Raw genomic sequence first — 14,477 nt, 5'->3', positions numbered from 1 at the left:
TGTTCATGCTTTTAGTCCTCAATAAGCCATCCTTTTTCAATGCCGATGTCGACCCATTCACATATCTGGGAATAAATTCGAGGGGAAATGTCTTTGATCCATTGATTTCGGTTTAACACTTGATGAGCATAAATTTTATGTTCCAACCATGATTTTCCTTCTGTCGAGACGTTCAGGAGAAGAGGCTGAATGTGGTCAATGATTGATGCATATAGGGCTTCATTTGTCTTTCCTTCCTCAAATTCCTCCCAAAGAGACTTATATTTGTTTCTTGTCCCTTCAGGCAGGAGCCCAAAGATTCTCTCGGCAGCCCGTACTTCTCTTTCACGCTTATCCTCATAGCCGCTGACATCAAAGGCATAAGTATCGCCTGCATCAATTTCCACGATATCATGTAGAAGGAGCATCTGAATGGAAGTGAAAAGGTCTGTTTTCTCCCTTTTTTCATACACTTCAAATAAGGTCATAGCCATCACACATACATGCCAGGAATGCTCACCACTATTTTCTCTTCTACTCCCATCGCTTACGTATGTTCGACGCTCGATTATTTTTAATTTGTCCACTTCTTTAATGAAATTCAACATGTCAGTAAACATGGCATACCCTCCAAAAAATTGTATTCCTTTTTCATTATGAGGAGGGATAAGGGATACTGCAACTGATCTCTGAATGAGTTAAGATAATTTGGTTTAAAAATGTAGATTTTTTTGTGGAAAAACGTTATATTAGTTGAGGACAATAGAAGAAGAATTGGGAAACTGATGATTCCCGAGAGGTTCTAGCACAACCCTCTATAAAAAACTAAGGAAAACGACATCCTTAGGTGTCGTTATTTTTTTGTTAGTGGCAATTTTTTGCCGATATTATAGAGTTTTACAGAATCTCTTTCTTCTTTTCATGGCAAAAGAGCCTGTAGAAGAGAAAGGAGAACCATATATGAACACAGAGAAAGCGTTAGTGGTATTCAGCGGAGGTCAAGATAGTACAACGTGTTTATTTTGGGCAAAGAAAGCATTTAAAGAAGTAGAAGCAGTGACATTTAACTATGGTCAGAGACATGTTGCGGAACTGGACTGTGCACGCGAGATTGCAGAGGACCTGAATGTGCCTCATCATGTATTGGATATGAGTTTATTGAACCAACTTGCACCAAGTGCATTGACAAGGGCAGATGAAGAAATCACACAGGCAGAAGGGGAATTGCCTTCTACCTTTGTGCCGGGAAGAAACCTAATATTCTTGTCATTTGCAGGGATTCTGGCAAAGCAGATTGGTGCGAAACATATCGTGACAGGTGTTTGCGAAACCGATTTTAGCGGCTATCCGGACTGCAGGGACATGTTTGTTAAATCGTTGAATGTATCTCTCAATCTGTCCATGGATGATCAATTTGTCATTCATACACCCCTTATGTGGATCAATAAAGCAGAAACGTGGGAAATGGCAGATGATCTAGGGGCTTTTAAATATATCCAGGAAAATACCCTTACGTGTTACAACGGGTTGAAGGGCAGCGGTTGTGGCGAATGTCCAGCATGTGAACTTAGACAAAAGGGATTAGAAGAGTATGTAAACGATAAAAAAGGGGGAGAGGGTCTATGATCCAACAGATTTATCCGACTCCCGATCATCCTTATGAATTTGAATTAAATAAAGATATGCATTTTGCAGCAGCGCACTTTATTCCGCATGCTGATGCTGGAAGTTGTCAGGAAGTGCATGGTCATACCTACTTCGCCAATATTACAATTGGAGGGGATCAACTCGATGATTCTGGATTCCTTATTAATTTCCAGCACATCAAAAAACTGATCCATAAACGATTTGATCATACCATCATCAATCAGGATGAAAGATTTTCTCCCGAGAGAGGTACTGAATTTCCTACAACTGAAGTAGTGGCAAAGGTTATGTGGGAAATCATCCAGGATCATTTGGACACACTTCCTCACCGTCCCCGATGTGTTCAGGTGTTTTTAAGAGAGACTCCTACCAGCTATGTCATTTACAGACCAAAGGGGAGACAGGAATGAAGAAGATACCGGTTCTAGAAGTGTTCGGTCCTACCATTCAAGGTGAAGGGATGGTCATCGGGCAAAAAACAATGTTCGTCCGGACTGCCGGCTGTGATTATAGCTGTGCCTGGTGTGATTCAGCCTTTACATGGGATGGATCTGCGAAAGAAGACATAGAGCTAATGACAGCTGAAGATGTGTGGGATAGACTGAGAGTTATTGGAGAAAATCGATTTTCTCATGTAACGATCTCAGGAGGGAATCCAGCTCTGTTGGCTAATCTTAAAGCGCTGATCGACATATTGAAGAAAAATGGAATTGAAACAGCTCTTGAAACCCAAGGGAGCCGCTGGCAGGATTGGTTTTATGATATTAGCGATCTTACCCTTTCCCCAAAGCCGCCAAGCTCCGGCATGAATACCGACTACGAAAAGCTTGACCTAATCATTCATCGGTTACAAGATCATGGTTCGCAATTCAGCTTGAAAGTGGTTGTCTTCGATGAAAAGGATTTGGAATATGCAACAGGTATACACCATCGCTATCCTTCCGTCCCATTTTATATTCAAACAGGAAACCCTTCGGTAACGGAAGGAGACACAGATAAACTGGTGTCCGAACTGCTCATGGATTATGAAACACTCATAGAAAAAGTATGTAGTAGAGAAGAATTAAATAATGTACGGGTACTTCCGCAACTTCATACTCTAATATGGGGAAATAAGCGCGGAGTATAGGGGAAAAAGCGATTGATAGTATTGAAATCAATCGCTTTTTTTTGTGGACATGCTAGGAACTTCTCCCATCTTTTCCCTGATTCCTGCTCATTTGCCCTTCAATATAAGAAAGTTCATCCTGTTCATCCTTGCCTTCTTCGTTCTTTCCAAGAGCGATAAGGGGAAGAGTGTTCTGAGCAGGCATTATGTGGTCGCTTATATCATCGAAATCAGGGTGACTTTTGCTATTGATATCCCTTCGGTCAGTCATATCAGCACCTCCTTTTCTTAGTATGTATTGGCCCGTCAATTCTACTCAGATTTTATAATGCGTTGTCCTGTAAGAGGGTGTGGCGACATTTTTTATTAGTGTATGTAAAAAAAGTCGGCTATTGTTCGATATAAGAAGAGAGGGCAATAATTATGGAAGGGCGAAGACAATTGAACCAATCAAACGGAATACTTCTTGAAAGTGGAACGAATGAACTCGAAATTGTTGAATTCGAAGTTCAAAACAATAAATTTGGTATTAATGTGATTAAAGTGAAGGAGATTATACAGCCGACGACGGTCATACCGATTCCCCATTCCCACCCGCACGTCAAGGGACTCGTCCAATTGAGAGGCGAGGTACTGCCGGTTGTTGATATGGCCAGGGTACTCGGTGTTGAAGAAGAGGAAACGGAGAAGTCCAAGTACATTGTTGCTGAGTTCAATCAGCAGAAGGTTATCTTTCATGTACATAATGTCACCCAGATTCATCGTATTTCCTGGAATCAGATTGAAAAACCTTCTGAAATGTATTCAGGGGGGCATTCAGGAATTATTGGTGTAATCAAGCGGAATGACTCGATGATTCTACTATTGGATTTTGAGAGTATTATGCTTGAAATAAATCCTGAGACAGGAATACGGGTTGACCAGGTAAAGAAATTAGGACCGCGGGAGAGAAGAAATAAGAAGATTGTTGCTGCGGAGGACTCACCCTTACTTCGAAAACTTTTGAATGACACATTAATGGAAGCAGGGTATGACGACGTAGAGTTCTTTGAAAATGGGGCGGATGCCTATCAATATCTGGAGTCACTTGGTGAGGAGTCCGTTGACGTCACAGATTCTGTACAACTTGTACTGACTGATATTGAAATGCCGCAGATGGATGGTCATCATTTGACGAAGCGCATCAAAGAGAATCCCAAGCTCCATGCACTCCCTGTCATCATATTCTCATCCCTTATTACAAAGGATTTAAGACATAAAGGAGAAATGGTCGGGGCTGAGGATCAAATCAGCAAACCTGAGATCGCAGAGCTAATTCTAAAGATCGATCATTATATCCTATGATTGTTTAAAACAAAAGAAGGGTTCTGACAATAGTCAAAACCCTTTAGAAGATATATGCGTTACAGTACTAAAATCAATGGGTATTAAAAGAAGCTATCTCCCAATTTTTTAAATACAGGCTTTTGATACTGGTTTTTTCCACTCTTCCGTATCTGATCACTCTGATCGGACATTCCTGTATATTGTTCGAGGATTCTTTTAGCCTGTTGTAAACCCATTTTGCATTTCGGATTTCTCAAGCTTTCATCGAGTGAACCCAGGTGTGGAAGTTCTTTGAAGTCTTCCTTTGTTGGTGGGAGATGAAAGGTGTATTCTCCGCAATCAACTAAGACATCAGATTGTTGCTGACTATTCCTTGGATTTTTAGAGAAGTGAAGCCCAACTTTCTTCGCCTTACCTTCCAGGATCATTTTCATTAAGGCACGTTTTTTTAATGAATATAAGTATTTTGGGTTTCCTGCTGTTTTCGCATGACGGTTGACAGTGAAAATAGCTTGAGAGAGGGTACTGACGGATGTGGAAGAAGGGGTGGGATTACTAGTGTTTCTCAAGATATCTGCTCCTTTCTAATATTCTCATTTCTATTATACCCTCTTTTCCTGGGATTGGAAAGGGGACGGGGTATCATTTTCGGATAATGACATGCATAAATGACTGTATGGGTTTATGTGATAGATGCGGTGGACTTTATAGAGAAGACGTCATTAAGGCTCTACCTAAATAATGTAAAAGTTACATTTTCAGGTGAGCCTTGTTGTTATTTTCCGGGGTATATATTGATATTCTCCGTAAGATTATACGGTGAGGATTGATAATTGTTAACACCATAGGGTTGTGGATATCCTCCAGGATAAGGGTATCCTCCGTATGGCGGATAAGGCGGGTAGCATGCAGGACCGTAGCATGGTCTATTGAACAGTAAAGGGCTTATGGCCAAACCTGCTAATCCACCTGCTAAAAATGGTAATCCAAAGAATGGGAAGAAACGCTGATCTCCTCCTCTATATGGTGGATAGCCTCTATATGGGTAATATGATTGTCGATACATAAATGAAAAAACCTCCTCTCTCTATATTTAGTCTATGGTTCATGTTCAATCTGTGCGCCTGTCTTAAATTTATTGGGCATGAGGAATGGATAGGGTATGCGGCATGTACTAGGAATCAGAAAAAAGCATTTATACACGAATGCAGGAAAATAATGTATGGACCCGTGAGTGGAATCAGTATGCAGGTTGCAGATAAATATATGAGTACAAAAGGATGAAGAATCCATGGAATGGACAGACAGTAACGTCATTATCAGTCAAGGTCATGACAGTGTGTTGATGGAAACTATTTTAGAGCATATACACGATATGATATTTATTATGAAGGTGGAAGAAGGAAAAGAATTCAGATATGTATACGTCAATGAATCAGCAAGGAGGTATACGTCAATCCAGCAGGAAGACATGGGGCTTTTTTTGGAGGAAGTGATAGCTGGAGAATTGGCATTGGAATTAAAGAAGAGATATTTGCAACTGGTCAAAACCGGAGAATGTATAAGCTATCAGGATTCCTTTAATGTGAATGGTGAAAAGGTAGTGAATGAATCCATCCTGACACCAATCATGGATGAAAGAGGGCAAGTGGGTTATGTCGTTGCGATTACAAGAGATATAACCCCTTCAATTGAAGAAAAGATGAAATTAGAGAAAGCGAAGGAGCGATACCAGTCCATCATCGAACATAATCTCGATGCCATCTTTATATTGGACTCGCATGGAATCATTAAGGGTTCAAATGCAGCCTGCTGCTCACTTTCCGGATATTCAAAGGAAAAGTTAATGAACATGAATATCTATGAGTTATTCAGCCCTCAGAATAGTAAAGTCTTGGGGGAATCCCTTTTTCAAGCATTATCTGGGGTTCCGTCTTCTATCGATTATTGTCTTCTGGTGAGTGAAGAGGGAGAAGAAAAGATCACCAGGTTAAAAATGGTCCCTATTGTCATTCAAGAAAAGTGTGACGGATGCTATATCATCGCAAAGGATATGACCACTCATCATGAACAAAGTAAAATCATCCATTATATGGCCCTTCATGATCAGCTAACAGGTATATGGAATAGAAAGGCACTTGATGATCACATCCCCCTCATCATTCACAATATGGAAGAAAGAGGAGTTGAGCTTTCTTTATTATACCTCGATTTAGACCGATTTAAATTTGTGAACGATACGCTGGGGCTGAAGGAGGGAGACAGGTTTCTTAAAAAGATCACCGAGCGTCTCTGCACCTTGACGAATGAAGAGTGCTTGTTGTACAGGCAAGGAGGAGATGAATTTATCTTCCTATTGAAAAATAGTAGTTTTGAAGATACAAAGACAAAGGCAGAAGAGATACTGGCATTGTTCTTCAATCCTTTTACAATAGAGAATCAGGAATTCTATATATCGCCTTCTATCGGAATCAGCCGTTACCCTACTGATGGTTACGACTCCAATTCCCTGATTCAAAAAGCGGCACAGGCTCTATTTGAGGTGAAGGAAAAAGGACGTGCCCACTATCGTTTTTATCAAACCCATATGAAGTCAAGTTTTCCTAATTATATTATTATGGAGTCGCACTTGAGAAAAGCGATAGAGAAAGGTGAGTTATACGTTCATTATCAGCCACAGGTCAATTTATCGACAGGTACCACTGACAGTTTCGAAGCGTTGATTCGGTGGAATAATCGTAAGTTTGGATTCGTGTCACCATCACAGTTTATCCCATTGGCAGAAGAAACGGGTTTGATTCATCAAATAGGCGAATGGGTTTTAGAGCAGGTGTGTATACAATTGTTGAAATGGAGAAACAAGGGGTATAGTTCGGTGAGAGTGGCAATCAACATTTCTCCAAAGCAATTCCTGCAAGAACATTTAGTAGAAACGATTGATTTTTATTTGAAAACGTATACTATACCTGCTTCCTGCATAGAAATTGAAATTACGGAGGGAGCAATGCAAGATACGCAACAAACATTAAAAATGCTGAAGAACCTTAAAGATCTTGGAGTGTTTATTTCAGTGGACGACTTTGGTACGGGTTACTCTTCACTTCACTATTTGAAACGTTTTCCCATTGATATCTTGAAAATCGACCAATCCTTCGTAAAAGAGATCGGGATGAACCAGAAGGATTCTGCCATTACAACGACCATCATACACCTTGCACATAGTCTGGGACTTGAAGTCATTGCCGAGGGAGTCGAGCAGGAGGTTCAGGTCGACTTCTTGAAGGAAGCAAAGTGCCAGAAGGCCCAAGGTTATTTCTTTAGTAAGCCGATAGGCGCAAAGGAAATCGAAGAAAAACAATTTGTCCTTATGTAATGAAACAGAAGCGATTTTCATGAACATTAAACCATATATGAACAACAGAGGTTCTTACTGAATGTTTGACAGAGTAATTCCTATGACTTATTTTAAAAAGAGGAGAGTAAAAGATTCATATAATATCGGAGTATGAGCTCTTTATATGAATCAAGGTTCCGAATGCTCTGCAAAGGAGAGGGATTATGAAAAAGAGAAAACGTATGGAAATCCTCTTTCTCCCTACCGAAAGAGGAACGGTTAAAGTGTATGTATTCGGCTTTAAATCTCCTCGATCTTTAGGTCAGGTAGTTGTTTCATATAATGATGTTTCTGTTGAAGCAAAAGGATATAAAAGAAATAAGACGATCATCAAAGCCTTAGCCCAGCTACATGATCTCATCGTGAATAATCCGGACAGTTAGCTTTTTGGACTGATTTTTAGAAGATGCCATTTTCTTAAAAATCAGTCTTTTTTTATGTAATGATGGTTGTAACACCTTTTTATATGATAATATATGAGTGAGTATTCATTCATTAATAAGGGGGATTACATATGGGAGAAGAGCAAGTAGTCATTGTAACAGGCGGATCAAATGGTATGGGGAAATATATGGCAAAACACTTCGTGGAATCGGGTGCAAGTGTTGTCGTCACAGGGAGGAATGAAGAACGGCTTCAGTCAGTGAAAGAAGAGTTTTCATCTCTTAAAGGAAATATCGAGGTCTTTCAAATGGATGTGAGGGAGCAGGAACATGTGAAGGCCATGGTCGAGTTCACGTCAGAAAAATTCGGTAAAATCGACGTGCTTATTAACAATGCTGCAGGAAACTTTATTTGTCCTGTAGAAAAGCTAACTCCTAATGGATGGAAGTCCGTCATAGACATCGTTCTAAATGGAACTTTCCTATGTTCACATGCCGTCGGTAACTATTGGATCGAAAATGATCAAAAGGGATCGATCATCAACATGGTTGCCACATATGCTTGGAATGCCGGGGCAGGTGTCGCTCATTCGGCAGCTGCCAAAGCAGGTGTTCTATCATTGACGAGGACTCTTGCCGTTGAATGGGGACATAAATACGGTATACGTACAAATGCGATTGCACCGGGACCTATTGAACGAACGGGAGGAGCAGAAAAACTTTGGATTTCAGACGAAGCAGCCAAAAGAACCATCGACAGTGTCCCTTTAAAACGTTTGGGGACACCTGAAGAAATCGCTGGTCTTGCCTTTTTCCTCGCCTCGGAAAAAGCAGCCTATATTAACGGTGAATGCATTACCATGGATGGAGGCCAATGGCTGAACCCCTTTCCCTTTTAATCATCAAATGTAAGAGTATTATGAGTTCAACTTGATAAAGCCTTCCCTTCTCATGTCTAAGCGGCAGAGCAGGGAAGGCTTTTTAAATTTTACAGGTCCCCTTAATAGATGTGTTATAATTATGCAAAAACATGAGTGATGGTGGGGGAGTGCGAATGGATGCATTAGAGATATTAACCAATATAGAAAAAGTGATTCCGTACTTTCAACCGATCTTCAGTGCGGATGAACATAAAATCATCGGATACGAAGTGCTGGGGAGAATGGATACAGGGAATGGTTCCGTTGAAAGTCTCGGCCCATTCTTTGGGGATGAAGAGATACCTGATGAATATAAGATTGAAGTGGATGAGCGTGTCACCCGTATGGCCCTGGAGAAATTTCTGGAAGAGGATCAGGAAGGTTACATATTTCTTAACCGCGATGCAAGATTACTTATGCATGACCACGGTGAGTCCTTCCTTGAGTTGCTCCTCGATTATGAAAAGAAAGGATTGGACTTGAATCGGACTGTCATTGAACTTTCCGAAAAATCCTTTGTAGGAGACTTTGATCAATTGGTTCATCTCCTCCTCTATTACAAAACATATGGAATCAAGATCGCAATCGATAATATAGGAGGTAACAGTGGTCAACTGGATAGGCTCTCCCACTATTCACCGGATATTCTAAAAGTGGATCTGTATCAATTACGCAATGATGCGGGGAACAGAGTGTATAAAGATATTTTATATAGTTTATCCATGCTTGCACGAAAGATTGGTGCATCCCTTTTATTCGAGAACATCGAAATCAACTATCAGCTTCAGTTTGCTTGGCTGAATGGGGGAAGATATTATCAGGGCTTTTATCTAAAGCATCCGTCTGACTCTTTCCTAGAACCGGATCTCTTAAAGGAAAAGCTCAAAGAAAAATGTCAGGACTATATCCGATATGAAAAGAAGCATCTAGAAGCAGGTTATGAATTTGCGGAAGTCCTCCATAAAGAAATCAGTCAAACATTGATGATCTTAAAGAAACAAACTGAAGTGTTCGATGAGCTTTTATTTGATCTGGCCATGCATTTTACTGATAAATGCTTTCGTTTGTATATATGCGATGAAAACGGGTTCCAGGTAACGAGTAATGTGGTGAAGATCGATCAAAAATGGATGGTCGAACCAAGGTACAAAGGCAAGAATTGGAGCTGGCGTCCATACTTTCTGGAAAATATCATTCGAATGAGGATCAATAAAAAAGGATTATTGTCTGATATTTACAGTGACATCGATTCAGGCGAATCGATCCGCACATATTCCTACCCATTTGGAAATGATCATTATCTTTTTATGGATCTCTCATATGACTTTTTATTTGAAGAGGACGGTTTGCTTTTTTAACATGGTTTCCCGGTGACTCATCTTACGCTTGACCTCTGATCAAGCCGCCAGCGCTTTTCGATTGTCCAGCTGCGGCGGCTAGAGGCTCGAGGTCATAAGCTAAATGGACCAAGAAGGCAAAGAACGCCTTCGGGGCCCATTCATCTTTTGATTGTCGCCCCAGTGCAAGCCCCTTCTGCTTTTCTTGTATAGCTCTGACTTGTTAGGACAAATTATCCTTAACTACATTTTGTAAGGAGGGCTATAATGAGTGTATTTATGATTGTGCTTGCCTTGATTGTGTTGGCACTAGCCGGTTATTCTCTTGTATATACCTATAGGTTGGCCGGTCAGGAGAAGAGGTTGAAAGGTGATTTTGACACAGATATTCCCGACGTTGTAAAGGAACACCCGTACATTCGCAATCCGGTGTTTTTGTCTATTCTTATAGGGACCATCCTGATCGCCTTATTCATTATTTATTGGTCTATTCGCTACTTAGCATAATATACCTGGGATGTTGCATGAAATTCATGCAACATTCTTTTTTTGGTTAAATGTTCCACAAAAAGGGTGTTTAACCGTCATGATCAGGGGGAAATTTACAACCAAACCAAAAAATATGTCAGTCATTGTAACAATTTAACGAGTGAATGGTACCCAATCGACATTTTTCCGTTGCTACAATAATTTCATCCAATGATTAAGGGAGGGGAAGCACGTGAAAAAGAAAAAGGTATGGTTATTATTATTAATAGTAGGTCTCATTACAGCGGCTTCTGGACAAGTCAGTCAGACAGAGGCATCAGAGTTCACAAAGAATAATGCAGTGAATCTTGTAAGAGACGCCTTTCATACACAAGTGTCATTAGGTGAACAACCCCAGTCGAAAAAGCAGATCGAAACAAAGCTGTCAAAATACCTTACAGAGGGACTTACAACAAGCTTTATGGATGAAAATCTATATGAGATAGACGGTGGCTTTATTACATTCGGATCTGATTTTGCCTCGCATTATATACCATTTTTTCAGTATGATGAATCTACCAGAGCTGAATACATAGATGGAAAATGGTATGTCTATGAAGAAAGAAAGAATCAGGGAGAAGGTCCTTATTCAACCAATAGTGGAATTGAAGCTGTAGTATTAAGTGAAGAAGAAGGCGCATGGAAGGTTTCATCTATCACTTATGATTTACCTGAAGGTGTTCAATCCAGATAACAAAGTAAAAGTTGGCCATTAGCCCTGATGCTATTAATCTCAGGGCTAATGGCCAACTTTTTTGTGGTAACTCCAGTTAATCAATGTTCAAAGCAGCTGTCAGTGCTTCCAAATCAAAGCCTGTAATGACCTCAGGACCGATGGTTATCGTAGGGGTGGAGTAGGACTTCAATTGGGTAATAAGATACTTTCTAGCTTGTTCGTCTTTCTTTATGTTAAGTTCTTTATATTTCACGTTATGTTCATTCAGAAACATTTTAACCACTTCACATGGTGGGCATTCTGGTTGTGAATACAGAGTGACTTCCTTCATGATGAATGATCTCCTTTATGTCGTTTGTTTAAATAATCCACGATCCCCATTGCCGAAACATTCATATCAAGCTGCAATAATCGGAAAACAGGGTTGTCGGGATCGATTCCTTTTTGAACCAATTCATTGCTTGTCAGTTCGAATAACAGAGTAGTGATCGTTCTTATATTCTCCTCCATTGTAACATGTGCGGAGTACTTGCCCTCACTTTTTTTCATAAATAGATCCAGCCACTTTTCTACTTCAGATAGAGCAAAAGATACTTCTTCCGTCACACCATAATGACCGAAATACAATCGGTCGAGGTTAAGGCTTCTATACATTGAGATAGAATTTCTCATCTGTTCAGGATCGAATTGATTCGGAGAGGTAGAAGGGAAATAAAAACGCTTCGAACCAATGGTATATTGTATTCCACATGTGTCACCTGTAAACATTCCATTTGAAGCGGAATCATATATGCTGATGTGATGATTGGCGTGTCCCGGAGTATGATAAAACGTCAACGTACATCTCTCAGAAAGACTTAGCTGCTCTTCATTTGCCATTACAATGATTCGATCTTCAGGTATTGGAACAATCGGATGGAATAGTTCTTCAAATTTATCTCCATAAACCGCTTTAGCGCCTGTTATCAAACGAGTAGGATCGATTAAATGACGCTTTCCTTTTGGGTGGACGATAATCCTTGCATTTGGGCATTCTTTCAGAAAAAGACCTGCACCTCCGGCATGATCCAAATGGATGTGAGTCAAAATTATGTATTGAATATCTTCAGGATTAATGTTTAACTTAGAGAGACCTTTTTTTAGATGAGGTATGGAAGGACTGGCGGATGTTTCGATAACGGTCAATGCCTCTTCGTTCAAAATATAACTACCTGTGCGTTCCTTTAATGATAAGTCCATGAGATCAACTAATGATATTTGGGAATCTATACGGTAAATACTCATCGAATCAATCCTTTCCCTGGAAGAGAATACTTGCACCCTTTCATTATAAAGGAAATTTGATTGAAAAAGGACAAAACATTAGATTTAACAGGATAGAATCTGGTACAATGCAAAAGCTATGACCAAGAATTAGATCAGGAAAGGAGAGAGTGATTATGTCTCAGCTTCTTGGAATTATACAAAGATTAAAATCATTGCAAGAACAAGGTGAACAAGGGGAAACTCAACAACGATTCTTCGAATACAATGGAAAAAAAATCTGTGAGGTAAAGTATTTACCCAAGCAGGATACATTTGAAATCGAAGTCATGAATGAAAAAGGAAACAGCTTTCCTTTCGATAACATAGACATTACAGCTATAGAGATATTTGAACTTCTTCAAGAAGCACAACAGGATTAATGCATGCAAAAGGTAACCAATCGGTTATCTTTTTTAGTCTTTGAACCGATCCTTAAAGCATACATTTTTCTTCCAATATGTTAAAATGTAGAGTGTCTACATCTTTGGAAGATACGGGGCGGTACAATTCTTATTTTTATAAATGAGGGGTTATACATGATTTCATTGAGTAGCAAGGAGTTATTAGAAACGAATATTAAGGATTTCATTATTCCTTCTGAGAAGGTAGCTCATGTGCAGGTAGGAAATTCCCTGGAACATGCGTTGCTATTACTTACAAAAAGTGGTTACTCAGCCATCCCTGTCCTCGATCCAACGTTTCGTTTTCAGGGCTTGATCAGTTCAAGTTTAATCACTGATTCAATACTTGGCCTCGAACGCTTTGAATTTGAGAAACTTGAAGCAAAAAAGGTAGAAGAAGTCATGACTGCAGATTTTCCGATTGTCTCCTTACAATCAGACTTCAAGAAGGCTTTGGAATTATTGGTCGATCACCCATTTTTATGCGTGGTGTCAGACGATGGCTATTTCGAGGGCATCATGACAAGGAGAGTAGTGTTAAAGCAGCTTCAACGACAGCTGTTTAAAAGGGACTAAACCCTTTAAAGCAGTTACATAAGTTCACTAACTAAGAGGGTGACATCGTTGTCATCCTCTTTGCTTTTCTTACTCAGAAGAATATGTTCTTTCCGAGTTGAAGAATGAGGATGAAAGTCAAAACATTTAAAAGGATGTGTAAATGTTTCAAAGAGAGCCTTGATGCCAGTCTGACTGCCAATTGAGCCCCCAGCAGAGCTCCTAATGCAAATGGGATGGCGACGTTCCATTCTACATGACCATTATGAAAATAAACAGTGAATGCTGCGAAACAGCTGACAAAGGTTTGAAAACGGGTAAGTGCAACGGATTTCAAATAAGACAGACCATGAAGTAAATGAGTGTACATAAGCATGGTTGCCTGGCCAGGTCCGAATAAACCATCATACGTACTGATGACGTACAAATATCCGTATGCCTTATGGTAATTCTTGATATGTTCCTTAGGCTTCAAACCCTTGAAAAGACTTAATAACAAGGCAGTGAGAAGGAAGAAGAATGCCATCCATTCAAGCATGGATGGGGGAATCTTATCTGACAGAAAAGCCCCCGAAAGTCCCCCTGCCAGAGCAATAGGTAGAATCGGCAAACATTCCTTCCACGTTACTTTCCGGTCCTTTACTAAATACACAAAGCTCGAAAATGAACTGATGATATTTGAAAATTTGGCGGTCGCAATGGCCGTATGAATAGGCAATCCGATAATAAGCATGACCGGCATGCCTATCAGCCCACCACTTCCAGCCAGAGTACCTATAAGTGCAACAACCAAGCCAGTGAAAAATAAAATCACTTCCACAGATACTTCACCTCTTTTCCATCTACTCACAGTGTATTCCATTCCGACTAATAATGAAATTTTATATAAGTTAAGATATAATATAAGAAAAACTTATG

19 protein-coding genes and 1 riboswitch are annotated in these 14,477 nt (G+C 40.0%); of the genes, 12 read left to right on the top strand and 7 right to left on the bottom strand.

Annotated elements, in window-relative coordinates:
* Positions 1–11: 11 nt before the first annotated feature.
* On the bottom strand, positions 12–599 hold the full coding sequence (locus KYJ26_RS19630) for an HD domain-containing protein (protein WP_257475129.1): 588 nt from the start codon (positions 597–599) through the stop codon (positions 12–14).
* A 170-nt stretch (positions 600–769) separates the two neighbouring features.
* Positions 770–814, top strand: a riboswitch (PreQ1 riboswitch).
* Positions 815–939: 125 nt separating this feature from the next.
* On the opposite strand from KYJ26_RS19630, the gene queC reads away from it, so the two are divergent.
* Genes queC through queE form a run of 3 tightly spaced genes read left to right on the top strand, consistent with a single transcriptional unit; the run spans position 940 to position 2,755 of the window.
* On the top strand, positions 940–1,605 hold the full coding sequence (gene queC, locus KYJ26_RS19625; protein WP_219169213.1) for a 7-cyano-7-deazaguanine synthase QueC: 666 nt from the start codon (positions 940–942) through the stop codon (positions 1,603–1,605).
* On the top strand, positions 1,602–2,036 hold the full coding sequence (queD, locus tag KYJ26_RS19620; RefSeq protein WP_219169211.1) for a 6-carboxytetrahydropterin synthase QueD: 435 nt from the start codon (positions 1,602–1,604) through the stop codon (positions 2,034–2,036). Before queC ends, queD begins: the two co-directional genes overlap by 4 nt.
* Complete coding sequence (gene queE, locus KYJ26_RS19615; RefSeq protein ID WP_219169210.1) at positions 2,033–2,755, top strand: 7-carboxy-7-deazaguanine synthase QueE; 723 nt, start codon at positions 2,033–2,035, stop codon at positions 2,753–2,755. Before queD ends, queE begins: the two co-directional genes overlap by 4 nt.
* A gap of 52 nt (positions 2,756–2,807) precedes the next feature.
* Here queE and KYJ26_RS19610 read toward each other — a convergent pair whose 3' ends face one another.
* Positions 2,808–3,005 (bottom strand): hypothetical protein, encoded by a 198-nt coding sequence (locus tag KYJ26_RS19610; RefSeq protein WP_219169208.1) that lies wholly within the window; start codon positions 3,003–3,005, stop codon positions 2,808–2,810.
* Positions 3,006–3,157: 152 nt separating this feature from the next.
* Between KYJ26_RS19610 and KYJ26_RS19605 the strand changes: the two genes are divergently transcribed.
* Entirely contained in the window at positions 3,158–4,078 is a 921-nt protein-coding gene (locus tag KYJ26_RS19605; protein ID WP_219169206.1) for a chemotaxis protein, read from the top strand.
* Between the two features lie 83 nt (positions 4,079–4,161).
* Here the strand turns inward: KYJ26_RS19605 and KYJ26_RS19600 are convergent, their stop codons facing one another.
* Positions 4,162–4,629, bottom strand: a complete 468-nt coding sequence (locus tag KYJ26_RS19600; RefSeq protein WP_219169204.1) for a YkyB family protein — start codon at positions 4,627–4,629, stop codon at positions 4,162–4,164.
* A 206-nt stretch (positions 4,630–4,835) separates the two neighbouring features.
* Positions 4,836–5,126 (bottom strand): hypothetical protein, encoded by a 291-nt coding sequence (locus KYJ26_RS19595; RefSeq protein WP_219169202.1) that lies wholly within the window; start codon positions 5,124–5,126, stop codon positions 4,836–4,838.
* A 225-nt stretch (positions 5,127–5,351) separates the two neighbouring features.
* Here KYJ26_RS19595 and KYJ26_RS19590 point away from each other — a divergent pair, with 225 nt between their 5' ends.
* From KYJ26_RS19590 to KYJ26_RS19565, 6 genes are all read left to right on the top strand, one after another.
* Entirely contained in the window at positions 5,352–7,433 is a 2,082-nt protein-coding gene (locus tag KYJ26_RS19590) for a sensor domain-containing protein (RefSeq protein ID WP_219169199.1), read from the top strand.
* Between the two features lie 185 nt (positions 7,434–7,618).
* Positions 7,619–7,837: a hypothetical protein gene (locus KYJ26_RS19585; RefSeq protein WP_219169196.1), complete on the top strand. Its 219-nt coding sequence runs from the start codon at positions 7,619–7,621 to the stop codon at positions 7,835–7,837.
* Positions 7,838–7,968: 131 nt separating this feature from the next.
* A complete protein-coding gene (gene fadH, locus KYJ26_RS19580; RefSeq protein WP_219169194.1) occupies positions 7,969–8,736 on the top strand; it encodes a 2,4-dienoyl-CoA reductase in 768 nt (255 codons plus the stop codon).
* A gap of 155 nt (positions 8,737–8,891) precedes the next feature.
* Positions 8,892–10,115 (top strand): EAL domain-containing protein, encoded by a 1,224-nt coding sequence (locus KYJ26_RS19575; RefSeq protein ID WP_219169192.1) that lies wholly within the window; start codon positions 8,892–8,894, stop codon positions 10,113–10,115.
* 246 nt (positions 10,116–10,361) lie between these two features.
* Complete coding sequence (locus KYJ26_RS19570) at positions 10,362–10,601, top strand: hypothetical protein (protein WP_257475128.1); 240 nt, start codon at positions 10,362–10,364, stop codon at positions 10,599–10,601.
* A 214-nt stretch (positions 10,602–10,815) separates the two neighbouring features.
* A complete protein-coding gene (locus KYJ26_RS19565) occupies positions 10,816–11,316 on the top strand; it encodes a DUF3993 domain-containing protein (RefSeq protein ID WP_219169190.1) in 501 nt (166 codons plus the stop codon).
* 76 nt (positions 11,317–11,392) lie between these two features.
* Here the strand turns inward: KYJ26_RS19565 and KYJ26_RS19560 are convergent, their stop codons facing one another.
* Both KYJ26_RS19560 and KYJ26_RS19555 read right to left on the bottom strand, forming a co-directional pair.
* Positions 11,393–11,629 (bottom strand): glutaredoxin domain-containing protein, encoded by a 237-nt coding sequence (locus tag KYJ26_RS19560; RefSeq protein WP_219169188.1) that lies wholly within the window; start codon positions 11,627–11,629, stop codon positions 11,393–11,395.
* Positions 11,626–12,582 carry an MBL fold metallo-hydrolase gene (locus tag KYJ26_RS19555; RefSeq protein WP_219169186.1) on the bottom strand — a complete coding sequence of 319 codons (957 nt, stop codon included), beginning with the start codon at positions 12,580–12,582 and terminating at the stop codon, positions 11,626–11,628. The genes KYJ26_RS19560 and KYJ26_RS19555 overlap by 4 nt, the downstream gene beginning before the upstream one ends.
* A gap of 155 nt (positions 12,583–12,737) precedes the next feature.
* Here KYJ26_RS19555 and KYJ26_RS19550 point away from each other — a divergent pair, with 155 nt between their 5' ends.
* Positions 12,738–12,983 carry a YkuJ family protein gene (locus KYJ26_RS19550; protein WP_034756109.1) on the top strand — a complete coding sequence of 82 codons (246 nt, stop codon included), beginning with the start codon at positions 12,738–12,740 and terminating at the stop codon, positions 12,981–12,983.
* A 156-nt stretch (positions 12,984–13,139) separates the two neighbouring features.
* Positions 13,140–13,580 (top strand): cyclic-di-AMP-binding protein CbpB, encoded by a 441-nt coding sequence (gene cbpB / locus KYJ26_RS19545; RefSeq protein ID WP_219169184.1) that lies wholly within the window; start codon positions 13,140–13,142, stop codon positions 13,578–13,580.
* Positions 13,581–13,653: 73 nt separating this feature from the next.
* Here the strand turns inward: cbpB and KYJ26_RS19540 are convergent, their stop codons facing one another.
* Positions 13,654–14,379: a sulfite exporter TauE/SafE family protein gene (locus KYJ26_RS19540; RefSeq protein ID WP_308807576.1), complete on the bottom strand. Its 726-nt coding sequence runs from the start codon at positions 14,377–14,379 to the stop codon at positions 13,654–13,656.
* Between the last annotated feature and the right edge of the window lie 98 nt (positions 14,380–14,477).

Origin of the sequence: Rossellomorea orangium (assembly GCF_019334305.1) — a bacterium.
Lineage (GTDB): Bacteria > Bacillota > Bacilli > Bacillales > Bacillaceae_B > Rossellomorea.
This window is presented reverse-complemented; position numbering and strand designations above follow the sequence as displayed.

Bases quoted from the DNA above. Each gene is read 5' to 3' on its own strand.
- KYJ26_RS19560 (WP_219169188.1), bottom strand. From the start codon at position 11,629: ATGAAGGAAGTCACTCTGTATTCACAACCAGAATGCCCACCATGTGAA.
- fadH (WP_219169194.1), top strand. From the start codon at position 7,969: ATGGGAGAAGAGCAAGTAGTCATTGTAACAGGCGGATCAAATGGTATG.
- KYJ26_RS19605 (WP_219169206.1), top strand. From the start codon at position 3,158: ATGGAAGGGCGAAGACAATTGAACCAATCAAACGGAATACTTCTTGAA.
- queC (WP_219169213.1), top strand. From the start codon at position 940: ATGAACACAGAGAAAGCGTTAGTGGTATTCAGCGGAGGTCAAGATAGT.
- KYJ26_RS19585 (WP_219169196.1), top strand. From the start codon at position 7,619: ATGAAAAAGAGAAAACGTATGGAAATCCTCTTTCTCCCTACCGAAAGA.
- KYJ26_RS19590 (WP_219169199.1), top strand. From the start codon at position 5,352: ATGGAATGGACAGACAGTAACGTCATTATCAGTCAAGGTCATGACAGT.
- KYJ26_RS19575 (WP_219169192.1), top strand. From the start codon at position 8,892: ATGGATGCATTAGAGATATTAACCAATATAGAAAAAGTGATTCCGTAC.
- queD (WP_219169211.1), top strand. From the start codon at position 1,602: ATGATCCAACAGATTTATCCGACTCCCGATCATCCTTATGAATTTGAA.
- KYJ26_RS19550 (WP_034756109.1), top strand. From the start codon at position 12,738: ATGTCTCAGCTTCTTGGAATTATACAAAGATTAAAATCATTGCAAGAA.
- cbpB (WP_219169184.1), top strand. From the start codon at position 13,140: ATGATTTCATTGAGTAGCAAGGAGTTATTAGAAACGAATATTAAGGAT.
- KYJ26_RS19570 (WP_257475128.1), top strand. From the start codon at position 10,362: ATGAGTGTATTTATGATTGTGCTTGCCTTGATTGTGTTGGCACTAGCC.
- KYJ26_RS19630 (WP_257475129.1), bottom strand. From the start codon at position 599: ATGTTTACTGACATGTTGAATTTCATTAAAGAAGTGGACAAATTAAAA.
- KYJ26_RS19555 (WP_219169186.1), bottom strand. From the start codon at position 12,582: ATGAGTATTTACCGTATAGATTCCCAAATATCATTAGTTGATCTCATG.
- KYJ26_RS19610 (WP_219169208.1), bottom strand. From the start codon at position 3,005: ATGACTGACCGAAGGGATATCAATAGCAAAAGTCACCCTGATTTCGAT.
- KYJ26_RS19595 (WP_219169202.1), bottom strand. From the start codon at position 5,126: ATGTATCGACAATCATATTACCCATATAGAGGCTATCCACCATATAGA.
- queE (WP_219169210.1), top strand. From the start codon at position 2,033: ATGAAGAAGATACCGGTTCTAGAAGTGTTCGGTCCTACCATTCAAGGT.